Source organism: Palleronia pelagia, from assembly GCF_900110115.1.
GTDB classification, from domain to species: Bacteria; Pseudomonadota; Alphaproteobacteria; order Rhodobacterales; family Rhodobacteraceae; genus Palleronia; species Palleronia pelagia.
Genome location: NZ_FOCM01000005.1, coordinates 197,711 through 215,049 on the forward strand (window position 1 = coordinate 197,711; position 17,339 = coordinate 215,049).

The 17,339-nt window shown below is 63.2% G+C and carries 17 protein-coding genes and 1 pseudogene; 7 read left to right on the forward strand and 11 right to left on the reverse strand.

What is annotated here, in order from left to right; translation table 11 throughout:
• Positions 1-81: 81 nt before the first annotated feature.
• The 8 genes and pseudogenes from BMX96_RS19340 to BMX96_RS12485 all read right to left on the reverse strand — a co-directional run bounded on the left by BMX96_RS19340 (position 82) and on the right by BMX96_RS12485 (position 8,716).
• A complete protein-coding gene (locus BMX96_RS19340) occupies positions 82-1,155 on the reverse strand; it encodes a hypothetical protein (protein WP_139210086.1) in 1,074 nt (357 codons plus the stop codon).
• An 87-nt stretch (positions 1,156-1,242) separates the two neighbouring features.
• Positions 1,243-2,463: a type II toxin-antitoxin system HipA family toxin gene (locus BMX96_RS12460; protein WP_091845793.1), complete on the reverse strand. Its 1,221-nt coding sequence runs from the start codon at positions 2,461-2,463 to the stop codon at positions 1,243-1,245.
• Positions 2,456-2,758 (reverse strand): helix-turn-helix domain-containing protein, encoded by a 303-nt coding sequence (locus BMX96_RS12465; protein WP_058260762.1) that lies wholly within the window; start codon positions 2,756-2,758, stop codon positions 2,456-2,458. Before BMX96_RS12465 ends, BMX96_RS12460 begins: the two co-directional genes overlap by 8 nt.
• A 235-nt stretch (positions 2,759-2,993) precedes the next feature.
• On the reverse strand, positions 2,994-3,857 hold the full coding sequence (locus BMX96_RS12470; RefSeq protein ID WP_091845794.1) for a hypothetical protein: 864 nt from the start codon (positions 3,855-3,857) through the stop codon (positions 2,994-2,996).
• Positions 3,858-4,487: 630 nt separating this feature from the next.
• Positions 4,488-4,841 carry a response regulator gene (locus tag BMX96_RS12475; protein ID WP_214606847.1) on the reverse strand — a complete coding sequence of 118 codons (354 nt, stop codon included), beginning with the start codon at positions 4,839-4,841 and terminating at the stop codon, positions 4,488-4,490.
• On the reverse strand, positions 4,841-7,246 hold the full coding sequence (locus BMX96_RS12480) for a PAS domain-containing protein (protein ID WP_330220643.1): 2,406 nt from the start codon (positions 7,244-7,246) through the stop codon (positions 4,841-4,843). Before BMX96_RS12480 ends, BMX96_RS12475 begins: the two co-directional genes overlap by 1 nt.
• A 90-nt stretch (positions 7,247-7,336) precedes the next feature.
• Positions 7,337-7,792 (reverse strand): annotated as a pseudogene (locus BMX96_RS20135) (CheR family methyltransferase); the annotation flags it as partial.
• A 15-nt stretch (positions 7,793-7,807) separates the two neighbouring features.
• Positions 7,808-8,716 carry a chemotaxis protein CheB gene (locus tag BMX96_RS12485; RefSeq protein ID WP_091845797.1) on the reverse strand — a complete coding sequence of 303 codons (909 nt, stop codon included), beginning with the start codon at positions 8,714-8,716 and terminating at the stop codon, positions 7,808-7,810.
• Positions 8,717-9,270: 554 nt separating this feature from the next.
• On the opposite strand from BMX96_RS12485, the gene BMX96_RS12490 reads away from it, so the two are divergent.
• The 3 genes from BMX96_RS12490 to BMX96_RS19645 all read left to right on the forward strand — a co-directional run bounded on the left by BMX96_RS12490 (position 9,271) and on the right by BMX96_RS19645 (position 12,074).
• Positions 9,271-9,573, forward strand: a complete 303-nt coding sequence (locus BMX96_RS12490) for a hypothetical protein (RefSeq protein ID WP_091845798.1) — start codon at positions 9,271-9,273, stop codon at positions 9,571-9,573.
• Between the two features lie 31 nt (positions 9,574-9,604).
• Positions 9,605-11,485 carry a methyl-accepting chemotaxis protein gene (locus BMX96_RS12495; protein ID WP_091845799.1) on the forward strand — a complete coding sequence of 627 codons (1,881 nt, stop codon included), beginning with the start codon at positions 9,605-9,607 and terminating at the stop codon, positions 11,483-11,485.
• 433 nt (positions 11,486-11,918) lie between these two features.
• Positions 11,919-12,074: a hypothetical protein gene (locus BMX96_RS19645; protein ID WP_175481732.1), complete on the forward strand. Its 156-nt coding sequence runs from the start codon at positions 11,919-11,921 to the stop codon at positions 12,072-12,074.
• A gap of 18 nt (positions 12,075-12,092) precedes the next feature.
• Here BMX96_RS19645 and BMX96_RS12500 read toward each other — a convergent pair whose 3' ends face one another.
• Entirely contained in the window at positions 12,093-13,211 is a 1,119-nt protein-coding gene (locus tag BMX96_RS12500; protein WP_091845800.1) for an acetoin utilization protein AcuC, read from the reverse strand.
• Complete coding sequence (locus BMX96_RS12505; protein WP_091845801.1) at positions 13,208-13,735, reverse strand: glutathione peroxidase; 528 nt, start codon at positions 13,733-13,735, stop codon at positions 13,208-13,210. Before BMX96_RS12505 ends, BMX96_RS12500 begins: the two co-directional genes overlap by 4 nt.
• A gap of 154 nt (positions 13,736-13,889) precedes the next feature.
• Here BMX96_RS12505 and BMX96_RS12510 point away from each other — a divergent pair, with 154 nt between their 5' ends.
• From BMX96_RS12510 to BMX96_RS12520, 3 genes are all read left to right on the forward strand, one after another.
• The gene (locus tag BMX96_RS12510) at positions 13,890-14,363 is read left to right on the forward strand and encodes an NUDIX hydrolase (RefSeq protein ID WP_091845802.1); all 474 of its coding nucleotides are present in this window, start codon (positions 13,890-13,892) and stop codon (positions 14,361-14,363) included.
• A gap of 67 nt (positions 14,364-14,430) precedes the next feature.
• Positions 14,431-14,856, forward strand: a complete 426-nt coding sequence (locus BMX96_RS12515) for a DUF1178 family protein (protein WP_091845882.1) — start codon at positions 14,431-14,433, stop codon at positions 14,854-14,856.
• An 8-nt stretch (positions 14,857-14,864) separates the two neighbouring features.
• A complete protein-coding gene (locus BMX96_RS12520) occupies positions 14,865-15,506 on the forward strand; it encodes an SDR family oxidoreductase (protein ID WP_091845803.1) in 642 nt (213 codons plus the stop codon).
• A 38-nt stretch (positions 15,507-15,544) separates the two neighbouring features.
• On the opposite strand, the gene BMX96_RS12525 is transcribed toward BMX96_RS12520, so the two are convergent.
• Positions 15,545-16,060 (reverse strand): tetratricopeptide repeat protein, encoded by a 516-nt coding sequence (locus BMX96_RS12525; protein ID WP_091845883.1) that lies wholly within the window; start codon positions 16,058-16,060, stop codon positions 15,545-15,547.
• On the opposite strand from BMX96_RS12525, the gene BMX96_RS12530 reads away from it, so the two are divergent.
• The gene (locus BMX96_RS12530) at positions 16,016-17,326 is read left to right on the forward strand and encodes a cytochrome-c peroxidase (protein WP_091845804.1); all 1,311 of its coding nucleotides are present in this window, start codon (positions 16,016-16,018) and stop codon (positions 17,324-17,326) included. The genes BMX96_RS12525 and BMX96_RS12530 overlap by 45 nt on opposite strands.
• The last annotated feature ends 13 nt before the right edge of the window (positions 17,327-17,339 follow it).

Genomic DNA, 17,339 nt, shown 5'->3' on the forward strand with positions numbered 1-17,339 from the left:
AAACACGACAGTGAGAACGAAGAATTGGCATCCCCAAAATACTGCTGCGTAACTTACAAAAGCCTCAAAAAAGAACCAGAACTAGAGACCACGGCCTGGCCAACTGAAACCAAAATGAAGGACGTAGTATTTATCATGCATGTACTTCAGATCGTCTTCCCAATCCGAAATCGCATCCTCGTAGCCACGTGACTGCATTTTCTTGAAGTTTTTCGCTAGACCGGCAATGTGATAAGCGATTTTTCTAAGCCTCAAAGCAGACTTTGGTTCGCCCCACATACGAAGCGCCGAAATCCCTTCGACTGGTGGAAGATGCCCCGAGAAGCAGCGGTCCAGGATCAACTGCCGTGTTGATGCTGGCAAGCCATTTGTTTTCCCGACGGTATATCCGAGCACTTTCAGAAAGCTTTCCTCAGCCCTCTCGAAATCGCCACCACCATGACCGCTTCCCACATCTGTGGTTGGCCATTTGAACGCTTCCACCTCGGGCAGATCTCGGACCCTTCGCCTCCACTCCTTTTCGACAGCGGAAACAATCAAAAGGTGTTCGTTTTTCTTTTGGCCTGTCGAATTGGCTGCACGTGATGTGTTTGCCTTCCACAGGTTTAAGAGTTGCTCATTGTTTGACTTGGACAGGGAAGAGCGAATTCTTTTTCCGCTTTCGACGAGTGATGACATTTCTCGCTTCTGACGAGCTTTTGCTTGTCGCTTCACCTCTTCTTTTCTGCGAGCTTCTTTTGATTTCGCCTTTTCCTGCATCTTTTGGACTTTTTGCTCTTTGGCTGCCCGCTGTTGATCGAGATGCCGCCGCTTTCTAGCAGCTGCTTCGATAGTCTTTGCCCATGAATGAAAGTGTCGCTTGTAGATCAAGTCTATTTCCGCCTCGTGGCGGATGACGGTTTGCCCTTTGAAAGTCAGGCCGACCGTGAATTTCGGTCCTTCTTGCGGAGACCCGACCCACATTTCGTCTCTCATCACAGTGAAGAGGCGCACGAAAACCTGGTTGAAGATCGGATCGTCGCCAAAGCCGTGCAGTTCCTGATAAGCCTTACCGACAGCAACCCACTCTTTTGGCTGATCCGCCAAGCTGTTCAAAACAAAAAGCGCCAATTTTCGAACAGTATCGAGATTAAGTTCAAATTTGGATCTGCTCATTAGCATCCGCTTTCAAAGTATTTTAATTCGAGGCCAATGGATTTGCGTCCTCATCTCAAGAACCCCAGGCTGGCCGATCACCATAATTCACGCTCGCGCCAAATCCGCTTCCTCGTGCTCGAAGGCTGTCGCCATCTCCTTGATTTCCCTCTCAGGAGCCCCCAAAGCCCGAGCAACGTCACGCCAAGCCATAGTTGCTTCGGCTACCTCTGCAATGATGCGGTCTGCCTCGCCGCGTTCGAGAAGGTAGGATTCATGTTGCGCACGGTGCAGGGCGATACTGGCATCCGGATTATCGTCATCAACGTAGCTTTTGAGCACGCGCGGTTGGTTCGGCACAGGATTGATGTCGTAGGCCGGTGAAAGGTGCCAGCCGCCACGCCCACGCAGAAATCCATGATTACGCATATGGTCATCAAGGTTCGTCACGAGAATGGAAAAGGCCACCCGCCGGTAGAGTTCCTCGCGGTCTTGGTCGGGCGTTACGCTTTCTGAGGTGATGATATCTGCCAGGTCCAAATAGCTGTAGCTTTCGCCATCCTTGCCGCCCAGCATCGCCATAGCTGAAATGAACGGGATCCTGCCGTCCTCGTTCCGGTCAAACCGATGGGACAGGAAAACAGGCTTGTCGCCAGCCATCTCAAGCGTGTGATCCGAGACCGTAATTCCAGCGCGCCTTGCCAGCTCCAGCGCTATGGCCTCCCAGCGTTCCACGCAATAGGTGTCGGTCTCTTTCGGGAACTTGGCGACAGACAGGCGGCCGTGCTGGTCAAGGATGCTGGCCTTTGGCCGAGCGCCGCCCAGAGAACTTCCCGGTGCAAACAGCATTTTGAGGTCCTCAGCGGTCTCCTCCCCGCGCAGAACGCGCTCAGACGCATGAAGCAAATCCCCGAGGCTCACGAGCGCAGGCACGCCGATGCCTTCGCGTGCTTGAAAGTCGCCATCAACCCTGAAGCGCAGCGCACCCAAACGGGTCTCATCATTCACCCCAAGCAGGTAGTCGGTTTCTTGCAGCACTCTCGGACGTCGCCCCTCGGCCTCTGCCATGCGCCCCTCATAGCGCCGCATCACAGTTCTGCCCCAAGTGTCGGGGGCAGAATCTCCAAGCGGTGCAAGCATGTCCTGCCCTGCCTCAGGCACGAATTGCCCTCTGACGAGAGGCATGTCCGGCGAAAGCCCAAAGGCATTTTCGTCGGCAAGCCAGCCGTCATGATAGGTAAAGGACACCCGCTCTCGGCCGCGCCCCGCTGTGCGGTGGAGCGTGCCAACCCGTTTCAGCCCCTTCCAGTCGATCCAGACCTCAACCATTTTTCAATCTCGCACGCTGCGGGAGGTCATCCAGGGCCATCTGCTCGCCAACCGGATCGTCGATATCCCCCCAACCTTTCAGAAGGCCGAGCGCCTGCAACACGGCCACGTAAGTGCCGATCTTCACTGCGGGGTTGCCGCTTTCGATCTTGGCGATGGTCTGCCGCGTTGTGCCAGCACGCTGCGCAACAATCTCAGCGGTCAGTTTGCGGCGCAGTCGTGCAACACGAATGTTTTCCCCAAGTGCCACGAGCTCCTTACGCGCCGCCCTGGGCATTTTGATCGGAACAGCCATAATGATATCTCCAAGCGACACTAAGCATCAATATGTTACGCTGAGAAAACATTAATGTCAAATTTCATCGCTTAGCTCCATAACCCAACGCCGCTACACCAGCCGCATCTTATGTTAACTTAATATAACACTGGGGGCGTTAAAGTTACCATTACGCCACACAATCCGGTTACCTAACCGCACTCATCCAACGCGTCTGCTCGAACGAAACGATTGCGTTGCCTTCCCTCGAAAGTCACGCCTGCAGCCCCGCAGCCCGCACCTGCTCAGGCGTCACCATCTTGGATGCGATCAAATCCTCGATCTGCCGGTTGGTGATGTGGCGGCACAAGGGATGGCGCTCGTGGATCCACTCGGCGAGGCTGGCGCGCCCCTTGGCTTCGGCCTCTCGCGCTTTCTTGCGGTCGGCCTGGATCTGGGCCAGCCCCTTCTCCCAACGCCGCATCTTGAACCAGTTGTCCGAGAAACAAACCTTGCTGCGGGTGTAGCCCTCGCTTTCCTTCGCATAGGCTTTGACCGCCTGAAGCAGGTCTTCGGGCTTCACACCGGCCTTCAGGGCCGCAGCGATTAGGCGCAGACTGGTTCGCCGGTCTCGGATCCTGTCTTCGGGATAGGCCGCCAAGATCTTCTCAGCTTCAAGATCTTCAACCTCCGCCGCCGCCTCGCGCCTGCGCGTAGGTGGTTTATGGATGGTTTTAGGGTGGTTTGGGGTCCACCGTGAACCCCGTACCCCGTCCACCGTGGACCCCGTACCGGGTTCAGGCTGGACGGGGTTCACAGAGACCCCCGTCTCAATCTCGGGCTCTGCCGTGGGTTCGAGCGCGGCCACGCGCTCCAGAACGATGCGGTAAATGACGGTGTAGCCATTCTTGCAGTGCCGCCGTCCCGTCTCAATCAGAATGCCTTCGCGTAGGAAGTCGATGATGGTGCGCTTGACCGTGCTCTCGCTGAGCTCTGTGTGGCGCTGGATGGTCCCCTTCGAACACCAGATACCAGAGCCATCGTCGCTCGCTTTGTCGGCTAGGAACATGATGATCTGCTTGCGCGCGGCGCTGCCAAAGCGGCGCTCGGCGCATTCATTTGCAATGCGCCAGCTCATGGTCTCACCGCCAATTGGGTTGAGGTTAGACCGGAAATGCCGTAACCATTGGGACGGAAATATTCTTCTATGCCGTTGAGGTGGGTGGCCGCCCCCTCAGCGGTTTTTCTTTGCCCTTTCGCCAGAGCGGGAGAGTGTGAAAAACCGTTTACTTGGGCCTCGTAACCTATTGAAAATTGACCCTGAACGAAACAAGTCCGTTTACAATTTTTCCCTTTGATATCAAAGAAGTTTTCCGGATTGCAAATCCGTGTACACCGGTTCGATTCCGGTACTCGCCTCCATTCAAAATCATTGGCTTAGCGGATTCATGAGCAGACGCGCGGTGCGCGGCTCAGGATGCGTCCGAACATTTCATCGTGGTGCGTGACGGTGCTCGGGGATACGCCGGGTTGCAACAAATGTCGGCGGTCCCGAGCTCGGTCGTTGCAAAGGCGTGATCCGGCAGCGAATGGGCCTAGCGCAGGAGACGCCCCGCGTCCCGTATGCGCGCCGAACCGGTCAATTCGCATCGTCGTCCAGTTCCGTGACCCGGTTCTGGACACCGCCTACGGCCGTGCGACGGGAATGGACAGAAAGCTTGCAGCCTTGGATGATTCCTCCGCCAAAGCCCACTGATGACATCGCCCCTCAGCTTCGGGGTGCGAGCTCCGACAAGGCACGCACCATCGCGTCCAGGTCGATGGGCTTCGGAAGGACGAGGCAACCGGAGAGTTCGTCCGGGATCACGCCGGGCGCGTAGCCGGTGAGGAACATGACGGCCACTCCGTCGTCGCGCAACTGTCTCGCCAGGTCCAGCGAGCGTTCGCCCCCGAGATTGACGTCGAGCACGGCGGCAGCCGGCCGTTCGACCTTCAGCAATTCCGCGGCCCGCTCGAGCGTGCCGGCGGGGCCCAGCACGCGCCAGCCGGCGTCCTTGATCTCGGCAGCGATGTCCATCGCCACCACCGCCTCGTCTTCCAGCACGAGAACCGGTTGATCCATCATTCTTCCCCTGCCCGCAGAACGCATTCGATGATAGCCACGATACCGTCAGGATTGTAATCGATTTCTGTATGCCCGCCGATGCTGTGCGACAGGGTCTCTTCCATCAGCACCGATCCGAAACCTGTGGTTTCCGGCGGGTGCACGGGGGGGCCACCGATCTCGCGCCAGACGATCCGCACCGCCGGCGTATTCTCCCGGGTCATTGCTTCCCACTTGATTTCGACCCGGCCGGCGTCGCTTGACAGCGCGCCGTATTTCGAGGCATTCGTGGCCAGCTCGTGCAGCACCAGGCCAAGGGCGTGTGCGACGCTTGGCCCCAGCAGGATGCGCGGGCCCCGGGTCTCGACCTTGTCGTCGGCGCGCGACGCGTAGGGTTCGACCTGGGTCGCCACCATGTCGGCAACCGTCACCTCGGTGGTTTCCCCGTTGATCAGAAGGTCATGCGCCCGCGAGATCGCGCGAACGCGGCCCAGGAAGCTTTTCTTGAACGTCGCCATGTCGGGCGCGTGGCGGATGGTCTGCGACGCGATGGACTGGATCGTGGCGAGCGAGTTCTTGACGCGGTGGTTCAGCTCGTTCGTCAGCAGATCGCGCCGTGCTTCCTTCTCGACGTCCTCGGTCACGTCGTAGTTGATGCCGACCATGCTGACCGGCTTGCCCGAGCGATCGTAGATGGCCCGCCCCTTGGCCATCAGCACACGCTCTTCCCCGTCGCCGCGACGGATCTGGAACTGGGTGTCGAACAGCTCGCCGCTTTCGACGGCGGCCTCGAGTTCGCCCATGACCCGGTCGCGATCGTCGTCCAGGATGAACTCCGAGAACATCGCCAGCGACGGCTTCGCATCGCGTTGTGCCCCGAGAATGTCGAACATGTTGGGGGTCCACTCCGAGACATCCCCTTCCATGTGCCACTCCCAGGCGCCGATGCCCGTGACCTCGTAGGTCAGCTCGAGCCGGGCGGCGTATTCCTGCATCCGCTGCTCGGCCTCGTGCCGCTCGGTCACATCCCGGACGGTGCCCACCAAGCGGTCGGGCGCGCCTTCCTGGCGCCGCACGCTGCCATCGGCGCGCACCCATTTCGGTGGGCCGTCCGGTTGCAGGACCCTGTACTCGGCCACGTATTTACCGTCCCCGTCCGGATCAAACGCTGCATCCACGGCCTTCTGCGTCGTCCCCCGGTCCTCTGGGTGTATCCGGTCGACAAACAGGTCGTAATCGATCTCGCGGTCCTCGGCGACGTTCCAAATTTCGCGCATCCGGTCATCCCAGATCAGCGTGCCGGTCTCGGGATAGTACACGTGCACGCCCAGTTCACCGGCCTCCAGCGCGGCCGCCAACCGTTCGCGGCTTTCGCGCAGTTCGAGCTCGGCCCGCTTGCGCCGCGTGACGTCGAAGAAGGTGATGATGCAGCCGTCCAGCCGGTCGTCGATACTGCGGTAGGGCCGGACCCGGACCTGGTAGTATTCGTCGGTCGCGGAATTGGTGATTTCACGGTCGACCACCTGGAGCGTCTCTTCGACCTGGCGCACATCGTCGGCAAGCTCGGGATAGTCGATGCGCCACTTGAGGTCGGTGACCTTCCGTCCGACATCCCGGTCGTCGATATGGAGCAGGTCACGGGCGCTGCGGGTGAAGCGCCGCACGATCAGGCCCTGGGCCAGGATCAGCTTGGGGATATCGGTGCTGTCGAGGACGTTCTTCAGGTCGGAATTGGCCTCGTTCAGCTGCGCGTTGTTCTCCGACAGTTCGGCGTTGATCGTCTCGAGCTCTTCGTTGATGGACTGCAATTCCTCGCGCGAGGTTTCGAGCTCTTCGTTCGAGCTCTGCAATTCCTCGTTCATCGACAGGAGTTCTTCGTTGGCGCTGCGCAGCTCCTGCTCGGACGCGGCGTGTCCGGCCTCGGCGCTGTGCAGGCGCCGGCGCAGCGATGACAGCTCTTCTTCGGCGGCCCGCATCGGGTCGGTCCGGCTTTGTGTCTGTGCGGGTTGCGCCTCGCTGACGCGCTCGACCTGCTGAAGCACGATCATCGCGTCGCCATCCGAGAACGGCAGGCGGTCGACGGTGACTCGCAGCCATTGCGACCGCTCGTCCACCGTGATCACCGCGATCTCGGTCTTCGGTCCGCCCTCGTCGCGCACCTGCGCCACCAGGGGTCGCACCACGGACCGCAGCTCCGGCAGCAAAAGATCCTCGACCCTCGCCGACAGCGCTCCTTTCGCCGGACGCACGTAAGGGCCCAGCGTTCCCGAAAGATAGCTCACCTCATCCGAGGCATTGACGACGAAAAAGGGCGGCGCGTGCCGCTCGAGAAACATCTGGTCGATCCTGGATTCATAATCCAGGCTCTTGGGCGGATGGCCGAAGGACATCGGTTCGGTCGTGTCGATATGGCGTTGGGGCATCACCGATTGCGGCGGACGCCGGCCGGTCAAAGCGGAAAAGCCCACCGACGCCGAGTCGTTGCGCCGGTAGATCCTGTGTTCGCGCGACACGGCCGAGAAATAGGTGCCCCGGCCATCGGCGGATTCCGAGGGCCCGAGGAACAGGAAACCGGAATTCCGCAGCGCGTAGTGGAACCGTGGCATTACCGAATTCTGACCGTCCGCATTGAGATAGATCAGCAGGTTCCGGCACGAAATGAGATCGATGCGCGAGAATGGCGGATCGCGCAGCAGGTTGTGCGGCGCAAAGGCAACCCGTTCGCGCAGCCGATGACCGACCTGGTGGTAGCCCTCCTGCGCGGTGAAATACCGCTCGATCAATGCGTCGGGCATCCCCTCGAGCGCGGCGTCCGAATACATCGCCGCCCGGGCATGGCGCAGGCTGTTGAGGTCGATATCGGTGCCGAAGATCTGCAATTCACGGCGGTCGTCGGCCTTGCGCAACGCTTCGGAAAACAGGATGCCGATGGTGTAGGCTTCCTCTCCGGTGGAACAGCCGGGCACCCAGACGCGGAACTTGTCCTAGTCACGATCCAGCAAAGGCGCGATGACCTGCCCCGTCAGGGCATTGAAGGCCTTCGGATCACGGAAGAAGCGCGTCACGCCGATCAGGAAATCCTGAAGCAGGCGGGTCCGCTCGTCCGGGTCGGCCCGGAGATGCTCCACGTAATCATCGATGTCGTGCTTCATCCGCAGCATCATGCGCCGCTCGATCCGTCGCACCAGGGTGCCCGGCTTGTAGCTCGAAAAATCCTGGCCGTCCTCGGCCGCCAGCAGCTCCAGGATCTGGTCCAGCCGGGCCTCGATCGTCGTGAACACGGCGTCGCCGCGGTGCCCGTTGCGCACTTCGTCGCGGTGATTGAGCAGCGAAATGAGGTTGGCCGGCACGTCACCGGCCGGCAGGCGCGCATCGACGACCCCCGTGGCAGCCGCGCTGTCCGGCATCCCGGGGAATCGGGCCGATGCCGCCTCCTGAACGATGGCGACGCCGCCGCCGGCCTTGATCGCCTTGAGACCAAGGGTTCCGTCCGTCCCGGTGCCCGACAGGATGACGCAGCACGCATCTTCGCCATAGGCCTCGGACAGCGACGTCAGGAAAACGTCTATCGGTGTCCGGATGCCCTTGCGGTCGTCGCGCGGCAGAAGGTGGAACCGTCCGTCGACGACTTCCAGCGCGGGCCCGGACGGGATGACGAAGATCTGGTCGGGCGAGATCTCCATGCCGTCTTCTATCTTCCACACCGGCAGGGCCGTGTGCGACGACAGCAATTCGTCCATGATCGACGGATGATCGGGCGACAGGTGCTGAACCACCACGAAGGCCAGCCCGCTGCCCTCGGGAATCGCGGCGACAAGCTCGTTGAGAGCCTCCAGCCCTCCGGCAGAGGCCCCGACGCCGACGACGCCTCTCAGTCTAGTGCTGCTCGTCACATCGGCTCCCTGTTACACGATGACGGGCGACCCTCGCACGAGGGTAATGAGAACGAAACCCTTGATCGGCTTTTGCGAACGAATCTAAGCAAATCATGCACACTTCTGCAATTCTTTGAACAACCCGTTCATTTCCCCGAACGCGGGGTAACGCAGCGTCCGCGCATGGCTCTCGGACTCGCTGATGCCGTCCGCTCGGCGCAAACGCACTTTGGAATGTTCTCCATCAATGAATATTGGCCGCACCCGCAGTTGGGATTCGCGGAAAGCGTTTGAGGTACAGCGTCGGCGCGACACCAGACAGCCGCTAGGTCCACAGATTATTCGTGGACTTTAGTACGGCTTTCGCCGACCGGCGAGAACACCGCGCTGGCACCGGTACTCCGGTCCGACCCTACGTCAGGCAATCGGGACATGAAGATCGTTCGGTATTGGATGATCTACCCATTCCATCCGCCCGATGGGACCCGAGGACCAATGGTTGGATCTCGGAAAGCAAACGGCTTTGCCGAGTTTAAGCATCTTTCAATATTTCGGTGCGATCAGTTCCCGCGATGCAAAACTCGGTCTGGATCATCGGTGCCTTCGTGCTGGCTCTTTGGGCCGGTCCCGTCGCCTCCGTTTCGGCGAAGGCGGGAGTACCGGACCCTGCGGGCATTTACCTCGTTGTGGGGCGCGGTACCGGCAGTGATGCGTCCGCCGGGCTGATGTCGCACGGGGTGCGTGAACTCGGGCTCAGCCGGGCGCCGTTCGGCCGGCTCGTCGTCGCATCGCCAGATCAGCACAGGCTGTTGAACCAGAATGGTTACCTTGTGCTCCCCGCCAGCTTCCTGGCTGAAATCTGCGGGCTCCAATGACCGCGAACCTGACAGTCTTTGAGGATCGAGCATGATCATGCGCATCTTTACGTCCCCTGTCCTTCTCATCTTCTCGCTGGCGATGGCCCTGGTCCCGAGCATCCTGCTGGCCGTGACCTTCGCCGGCGGCCCGACCCTCTCGACCGGAACGATCGCGCTGGTCTTCATCCTGTTCGGGGCGGCCATGTCCCTGTTGCGGCCCGCTCTGGCGCCTGTCGGCGCCGCGACAGCGCTGATCGGACAGGCCATCGCGCTGACCACCGGACTTCAGGGCCACGCGTGGCAAATCGACAGCCACATGCTGTTTTTCGCGCTGCTGGCCTGCCTCATAAGTTTGCGAAGCGTCAGCGCGGTGATGGTGGCAACGGTGATCATCGCCATCCACCACCTGTCCCTGTCACTCCTGATGCCAAGTCTTGTCTTCCCCTCGGGCTCGGTCGCGCAAAGCGTCTCGCGCACGCTTCTTCACGCGGTGGTGGTCCTGATCGAGGCCGCCGCGCTGACTTGGACCGTCCTGCACCTTCAGCGCAGCGACAGGCGCATGCAGGAAAAGACGACCGAGTTGGAAACCAGCCTGCAAGCATCGCAGGATGCCATCGCCGAAGCGAAAGAGGCACGTGCGCAGGCGGAAAGCTCGAAAGATGCGGCCAATACGGCTCAGCGCGAGGCCGAGGCCGCCCTGTCGAAAGCAAGGGAAGCGCAGGCCGCAGACCAGCGCGCCCGCGAAGCCCGCGAACGGATGATGCAAGAGCTCGATACCGAGTTCGGCGGCCTCGTCCACAGTGCGATCAACGGCAATTTCTCGTCGCGGGTCACCAAGGATTTCGATGACAATACACTCGATGGCCTGAAGGAGAAGCTGAACGACCTGCTCGAGTCGGTGGAAAGCGGGTTGCGAGAGACCGGGCGCGTCCTCGATCAGGTGGCCTCGGGCGACCTGCGGACCGAGATGGTAGGCGATTTCCGCGGCGACTTCGGGACGTTGCAGACCAACGTGAACGACATGATCGCGTCGCTCAAGCAGCTCATCGGCGAGATCTCGGGCAGCGCCGCCCACATGTCGTCTTCCTCCAACGAATTGCGCGACACCTCGGACGCGCTGTCCCGCCAGGCCGCCCAGAATGCGGCATCGCTCGAGGAGACCTCGGCCGCCATTGAGGAACTGACGGCCAGCATCAAGCAGGTCAGCGAAAACGCGGTGGATGCAAACAAGAACGCAAGCTCGGCCAAGGACATGGCGCATTCCGGCAGTGCTGTCGCAGCAGACGCCGCCGCCGCCATGGGGCGCATTTCGGATGCATCGAAGGAAATCGCCAAAGTCGTCACCGTGATCAACGAAATTTCTTTCCAGATCAACCTTCTGGCCCTGAATGCCGGGGTCGAGGCCGCCCGCGCGGGCGAAGCCGGCCGTGGTTTTTCGGTCGTCGCGTCCGAGGTCCGTCAACTGGCCCAACGCGCGGGCGACGCGGCCCGCGAGATCGACGAAGTCATCGCGCGCAGCGACCAGGCCGTCGCAGAAGGCGTCGACAGGGTGAACAACTCGCAGGACTCGCTTACGAAGATCTCGAAGAGCGTCGCCGAGGTCTCGCAGCGGATCGATCAGATCGCGGTCGCCATGTCCGAGCAGGTGAATGGGATCGGCGAGATCAACAGCGCTGTGTCGCGGATCGACACGAACACGCAGAGGCAAGCCGCCGCATTCGAAGAGGTGCGCGAAACCGGTGCCCTGCTCTCCACGGAAGCCGACGGGCTGAAAGGCTCGACCGCACGGTTCCAGGTAAGCAACGAGGTGATCACATTGTCCGAGCCCGCTTCGGCCGGCACCAGGTCGATTGCCCGGCAACAGGCCGTCAAACTGCCGGTGTCGACCGGAAACCTTGCCGCGCATCTCGACGGCTGGGATGCCTTCTAGGCTGCGGCCAGGTTCGGATGAGGTCAGAACTCATGGGCTGTGCGCTTCCACCCTGACGAAAAAGACCCAAGCGTCGCCGAAACACCTTAGCCCAGGGCACCGGCCAAAACCGGACATCCGGCCGTCGGCTTGCCGGCGAAGAACGCGTCTGACGACAGATCCCCGGCCGGTCGCGAAATGTGCCGTCTCCCGATGCCCAGAGCCCCACGCCGCCCTCACAGCACAACCTGCCGACGTAATCGGCCAAGCCAAACAGAGAAGGGGCGTGCCAAGATCGCTCTGTGCGAAGCGTGGCCAGGTGCTACCGAAGTGCGCCCCTCGCACTCATGTCATTGCGATGTGATCATCTGTGCGGAAACGCGCGAAACTTCCTCGGCGTGGGCTGCGTATATGGTCCATTAGAACGCAAACACGCCGATCGAGGAGCGCGAAGATGAATACCCGTCTCAATACCGCCGTTCTCGGCGCAGTGCTGGGCTTGAGCCTTGCGGCCACCGCCGCCCTTGCCTTCACGAGCACCGAGATTCCCGTTGCCGACCGTCACCACGCGACGCTCGAGATGCAGGAAAGGTTTCCCGACCTGTTCTGACCGGGACCCTGCCCGCGCCTAGACCCAGGCGCGGGCCCTGTCCCCCAACTGGCGCAAGCGCGCCGCGACAACCTCTGAAACCGGCCCGTCGCGCGGCGCATCCCGCAGGGTCGTGAACCAGTGATCCGGCGGGTTCTTCCCCAGCCGGTGGCCGGTGAACTCCAGCCCGCGCAGGACGTTCTCGACCGCCTCGGGCAGGCGCCTCGGGATCTCCTGGCGCGACAGGGTGGCCCAGACACCTGTCCACAACCTGCCCACCGACCAGGGGTTGTAGCCCCCGCCCCCCAGCACGAGCAGGCGCGGCGCCAGGTCGCGCAACGCCGCGACGATGGCCCAATGCGCGTTGTTCGACAGCGCCAGCCGCGACAGCGGATCCTCGGCCACCGCGTCGGCCCCGCATTGCAGGATCACCGCGTCGGCGCGGAACCCCTCGACCAGCGGCAGGATCAATTTGTCCCGCGCCGCCGCCATGTCACCATCATGCGCCCCGCGCGGCAACGGCAGGTTCCACACGTTGCCCGCGCCGCGATCCTCGACCGCGCCCGTGAACGGCCAGCGCCGTTCCTCGTGGGTCGAGACGATCAGCACATCCGGATCGTCGCCGAAGCCGTGCACAACCCCGTCGCAATGGTGCGCGTCGATATCCACGTAGGCGATGCGGCGATATCCCCAGCGCCGGAATGCGACGATGGCAAGGCAGGGGTCGTTCAGGTAGCAAAACCCGTTGGCCCGGTCGGGCAACCCGTGGTGGGTTCCGCCGCCGGGGTTGTACACCACGCCGCCGTCGCGCAGCAGACCGGTCGCCATGATCGAACCGCCCGCCGCCGTGGCCGGGCGGCGGAAAACCTCGGGATAGATGGGGTTCGACAGGGTCCCGAGGGCATGGCGCGCGCGCTCGGCCTCGGTGACGTGGCCGTGCCGCTCGGCCCGCTGCAATACCTCGAGATAGTCGGGGTCGTGCCATGTCGCGAGGGAGGCGGGCTTGGCGCGCGGCGACGGGATGTAGACATCGCGCGGCAGCCAGCCCATCGCGCGGGACAGGTCGATCACGGTCGATACGCGCGGCACCCGCAGGGGGTGGTTCGGACCGTAGCTCGACCCCCGGTAGATCTCGGAGCCGATGAAGCGCAGTGTCACGGCAGCGCGGCGTCGATGGCGCGCGTGATCGCCCGGCTGTCCGGCCGCACCGAAGAGGGCCAGTGTCCGATCAGTTCGCCGTCGCGCACCAGGTACTTGGTGAAATTCCAGCGCGGCGCGGCGCCTTCGTCGCGGGCCATGTCGGCGAAGAACGGATGCGCCGCGGGCCCGCGGACGGGCGTGATCGTGGCGATCGGCAGGGTGAGGTCGAAGTTGACCGAGCAGAATTCCTTCACCTCCTTGTCGGAGGCCAGCTCCTGCCGGAAATCGTCAGAGGGGACGGCAAGAACCAGAAGGCCCTTGGCGCCGTAACGATCGTGCAGCGCTTGAAGGCCCTCGTATTGCGGTGTGAACGCGCAGAGCGACGCGGTGTTGACCACCAGTACCGGTCCCTCGCGATCGGCCAGCGAGATGGTGTCGCCCTCCAACAGCTGAAACCGCCACCCGTCGGGCGCCGCACCAGCCGGCACACCGATCCACACGACGGAAACCAGCAGGATTAACCAGGCGTTTATCTTTTCCATGCGAGACAGATACCTTGTGCGGACGGCAATTCAATCACATGGCCCGAATTGTCGCATACCCCGCGGCGCAGGCGATTTGACGCGCGGTGAAAAGGTAATTTATGTTATAGGATCAACAACAAGGGGTAAGAACGCCCGCTTCCGGAGGCCCGATATGGATCTGAGCGACCCTGTGGCACGCCCAATGAGATTGTCGCCCGCAGGCAAACGCGATGTGCGCACGCAATTCGGCGCGCTGCCTTACCGCGTGCGCAATGGCAAGCTGCAGATCCTTCTGATCACGACCCGTCGGACCCGCCGCTGGGTCATCCCGAAGGGTTGGCCACAGGACGGCGCCACCCCGTCCGACTCCGCCGGTACCGAAGCCTTCGAGGAAGCCGGCGTCGAAGGTGTGGCGAGCCCCCAGTGCCTGGGAATCTTCACCTATATCAAGGAGATGGATGGCGACGACCTGCCCTGCGTCGTGGCCGTGTTCCCGCTGAAGGTGAAGAAGGTGCTGAAGGACTGGCCTGAGAAAGCCGCGCGAAGCCGCCGGTGGGAAAGCCCCAAGAAGGCCGCCCGCCTGGTGCAGGAACCCGAGCTCGCCCGCATGCTGGCAACCTTCGACCCGAAGGCCCTGAAGATTTGACGATCAACCGCATTGGCGGGAAGCCGCGCAGCGCCTACCTAACAGCGTGTAGCTTTTGGGTTTCAATATGATACGCTTTTCGCTTTCCTGCGCCGACGGACACGATTTCGAAAGCTGGTTCGCGTCGAACGTGGCCTTCGACCGGCTGGCGCAATCGGGGCGCGTGACCTGCCCCGACTGCGGCAGTGCCCATGTGAAAAAGGCGCTCATGGCGCCCCGCGTGCGGTCTGGGGGCGCGCCGGTCGCGGCCGACGCACCGCCGCCGAAGGCCACGGACGACACCCATCCGCTGGCCCGCCTGCGCCGCAAGATCGAGTCCGAGGCGAAAGACGTGGGCCGCGATTTCGCCCGCCAGGCCCGCGCCATGCACGAGGGCGCGGCGCCGCATCAGCCCATCTATGGCCAGGCCGAGCTGAAAGAAGCGCGCGCGCTGGTCGAGGACGGCGTGCCCATCGCGCCCCTGCCCTTCATCCCGAAATCCAAGACCAACTGAGGTCCGCCATGCATGTCCTAATCAGCGGCGCGAACCGCGGCATCGGTGCCGCCATGGCCGACCGGATGACCGCCCGCGGCGATGACGTGACGCGCACGGCGCGCGCGGCAGAGGGCCATATCCCGCTCGACGTGTCCGACCCCGCCTCGGTCGGGCGGCTTGCGTCCGAACTGGGCGATCGGCCGATCGACCTGCTGGTGTGCAACGCCGGCGTGTTCGAGGACCGGGGCGGGACGCTCGGCGACGGGTTCCCGCCCGACATGTGGGCGCGGATGTTCGCCATCAACGTGACCGGCGCCTTCCTTTGCGTGCAGGCGCTGCTTCCCAACCTGCGCGCGGCGAAGGGCAAGATCGCGCTGATCTCCAGCCAGCTGGGCAGCTCGGAAAACGCGTCCGGCGGCAACTATATCTATCGCTCCAGCAAGGCGGCGATGATAAATCTGGGCCGCAACCTTGCCATGGACCTGAAATCCGACGGCATCGCCGTGGGCATCTATCATCCCGGCTGGGTGCAGACCGACATGGGCGGGTCGGGCGCGGCCATCTCGCCCGAGACCTCGGCCAAGGGGCTGATCGACCGCTTCGATGCGCTGTCGGTCGCGACGACGGGCCGGTTCGAGACCTATGATGGCCGTGCGCATCCGTTCTGAAACGGTGTCGTGCGATTTCCAGAAGCTGAATCAGGCACCTAGCGGAACGGGTACATCCAGACCTTGTAGTCCTCGACCAGTTCCAGCGCGGCGTCGATCTGCGCCTGGTCCATCTTCTTCACCACCTCTTCCAGCGAGATCGCCGCGTCCGGATCGCCGCCGATGGCCGACAGCGTGTACCACATGTAGGCGCGCACCAGGTCCGGCGCGGGCATGCCCCGGCCGACCTCGTAGTACCAGCCGATGCCCGACTGCGCGCCCGGGTGGCCCTTCATGGCGCTGCGCAGGTACCACTCGAAGGCGCGTCGGTCGTCCCGCTCCACCCCCAGCCCCATGGCGTAGAGGATGCCGATCAGCTCTTCCGCGTCGGCATTGCCCGAGCGCGCGGGCCCGCGCAGCAGCTCCATCGCGTCGGTGAAATCCCCGGCCTCCATGGCGTCGCGGGCATTTTCCACCGGGTTCGCCGCGACGGGACTTGGCAGCGCCAGCACAAGTGCCAGAATGGCGGCATGTACCGTTTTGCCGCCCCCTTCTTGATCGCGCTGCCGCTTCATGCCGGCCCCCTGCCCCCGCCGCTGTCCGACGCCGATTTCCGCGCGGTGGACGAGGATCAGGCGCGGATCGGTCAGCTTCTTTTCCACGACAAGATCCTGTCGGGCAACCGCAACATCTCGTGCGCGACGTGTCACGCGCTGGACCACGCGACGGGCGACGGGCTGAGCCTGGGTATCGGCGAGGGCGGCACCGGCGTGGGGCCGGAGCGGACCCCGGGCGAAGGATCGGACCGCATCGCCAAGCGCATCCCGCGCAACGCGCCCGCGCTGTGGAACCTGGGCGCGCGTGACATCCGCCTGCTGTTCCACGACGGGCGGCTGAAGACTTCGCCGATCTACGGCAACGGCTTCGACACCCCGGCCGAGGAATGGCTGCCGCAGGGCCTTGCCACGCCGCTGGCCGCGCAGGCGCTGTTTCCCATGACCGCGCAGTTCGAGATGGCCGGCAACCCGTCCGAGAACGAGATCGCGGGCGCGGTCCACGACCGGATCGACGCGGCGTGGCCGATCCTGGCCAAGCGCGTGCGCACCATCCCGGACTACGGCGAGATGTTCGTGCAGGCCTTCGACCATATCGACCGGCCCGAGCAGGTCAGCATCGTCGAGATCGGCAACGCGCTAGGCGCCTACATCGACCTGGAGTTCCGCCGCTTCGACACCCCGTTCGACCTTTACCTGGCGGGCGAGCCGAACGCGCTCGGCCCCCAGCAGCGGCGCGGGATGGAGCTCTTCTATGGCGAGGCCGGCTGCGATGCCTGCCACGCCGGCCCGCTGATGAGCGATCAGGACTTCCACGCGCTGGCCCTGCCGCAGATCGGTCCGGGCCGCACCCGTCGCTTCGACCCCTATCCGCGCGACGTGGGACGGATGGGCAAGTCCGACCGGCTTGAGGACGCCTATCGCTTCCGCACGCCCATGCTGCGCAACGTGGCCCTTACCGCGCCCTACGGGCATAACGGCGCCTACCCGACCCTGCGCGGCATCCTGCGGCATCACGCCGATCCGCTGGGCGCGCTGGACGCCTGGACACGCGACATGGCCCGCCTGCCGCACGCGCCGTGGCTGGCCGCGGGCGACTTCGCCGCCAGCGCCGACCGGCTCGAGGCCGCGCGCCACCGGGCCCGGGTGGACCTCGCGCCGCTGCCGCTGGGCGCTCTCGACCTCGCCGATCTCGAGGCGTTCCTGCACGCCCTGACCAGCCCCACGGCCGAGACGTTCCGCTTCGGCAAGCCCGAAACCGTGCCTTCGGGCCTGCCGGTGGATTGACGCACCCACTGGT

Bases quoted from the DNA above. Each gene is read 5' to 3' on its own strand.
- BMX96_RS19340 (WP_139210086.1), bottom strand. From the start codon at position 1,155: ATGAGCAGATCCAAATTTGAACTTAATCTCGATACTGTTCGAAAATTG.
- BMX96_RS12460 (WP_091845793.1), bottom strand. From the start codon at position 2,463: ATGGTTGAGGTCTGGATCGACTGGAAGGGGCTGAAACGGGTTGGCACG.
- BMX96_RS12465 (WP_058260762.1), bottom strand. From the start codon at position 2,758: ATGGCTGTTCCGATCAAAATGCCCAGGGCGGCGCGTAAGGAGCTCGTG.
- BMX96_RS12470 (WP_091845794.1), bottom strand. From the start codon at position 3,857: ATGAGCTGGCGCATTGCAAATGAATGCGCCGAGCGCCGCTTTGGCAGC.
- BMX96_RS12475 (WP_214606847.1), bottom strand. From the start codon at position 4,841: ATGGATCAACCGGTTCTCGTGCTGGAAGACGAGGCGGTGGTGGCGATG.
- BMX96_RS12480 (WP_330220643.1), bottom strand. From the start codon at position 7,246: ATGCCCCAACGCCATATCGACACGACCGAACCGATGTCCTTCGGCCAT.
- BMX96_RS12490 (WP_091845798.1), top strand. From the start codon at position 9,271: ATGCAAAACTCGGTCTGGATCATCGGTGCCTTCGTGCTGGCTCTTTGG.
- BMX96_RS12495 (WP_091845799.1), top strand. From the start codon at position 9,605: ATGATCATGCGCATCTTTACGTCCCCTGTCCTTCTCATCTTCTCGCTG.
- BMX96_RS19645 (WP_175481732.1), top strand. From the start codon at position 11,919: ATGAATACCCGTCTCAATACCGCCGTTCTCGGCGCAGTGCTGGGCTTG.
- BMX96_RS12505 (WP_091845801.1), bottom strand. From the start codon at position 13,735: ATGGAAAAGATAAACGCCTGGTTAATCCTGCTGGTTTCCGTCGTGTGG.
- BMX96_RS12510 (WP_091845802.1), top strand. From the start codon at position 13,890: ATGGATCTGAGCGACCCTGTGGCACGCCCAATGAGATTGTCGCCCGCA.
- BMX96_RS12515 (WP_091845882.1), top strand. From the start codon at position 14,431: ATGATACGCTTTTCGCTTTCCTGCGCCGACGGACACGATTTCGAAAGC.
- BMX96_RS12520 (WP_091845803.1), top strand. From the start codon at position 14,865: ATGCATGTCCTAATCAGCGGCGCGAACCGCGGCATCGGTGCCGCCATG.
- BMX96_RS12530 (WP_091845804.1), top strand. From the start codon at position 16,016: ATGTACCGTTTTGCCGCCCCCTTCTTGATCGCGCTGCCGCTTCATGCC.
- BMX96_RS12525 (WP_091845883.1), bottom strand. From the start codon at position 16,060: ATGAAGCGGCAGCGCGATCAAGAAGGGGGCGGCAAAACGGTACATGCC.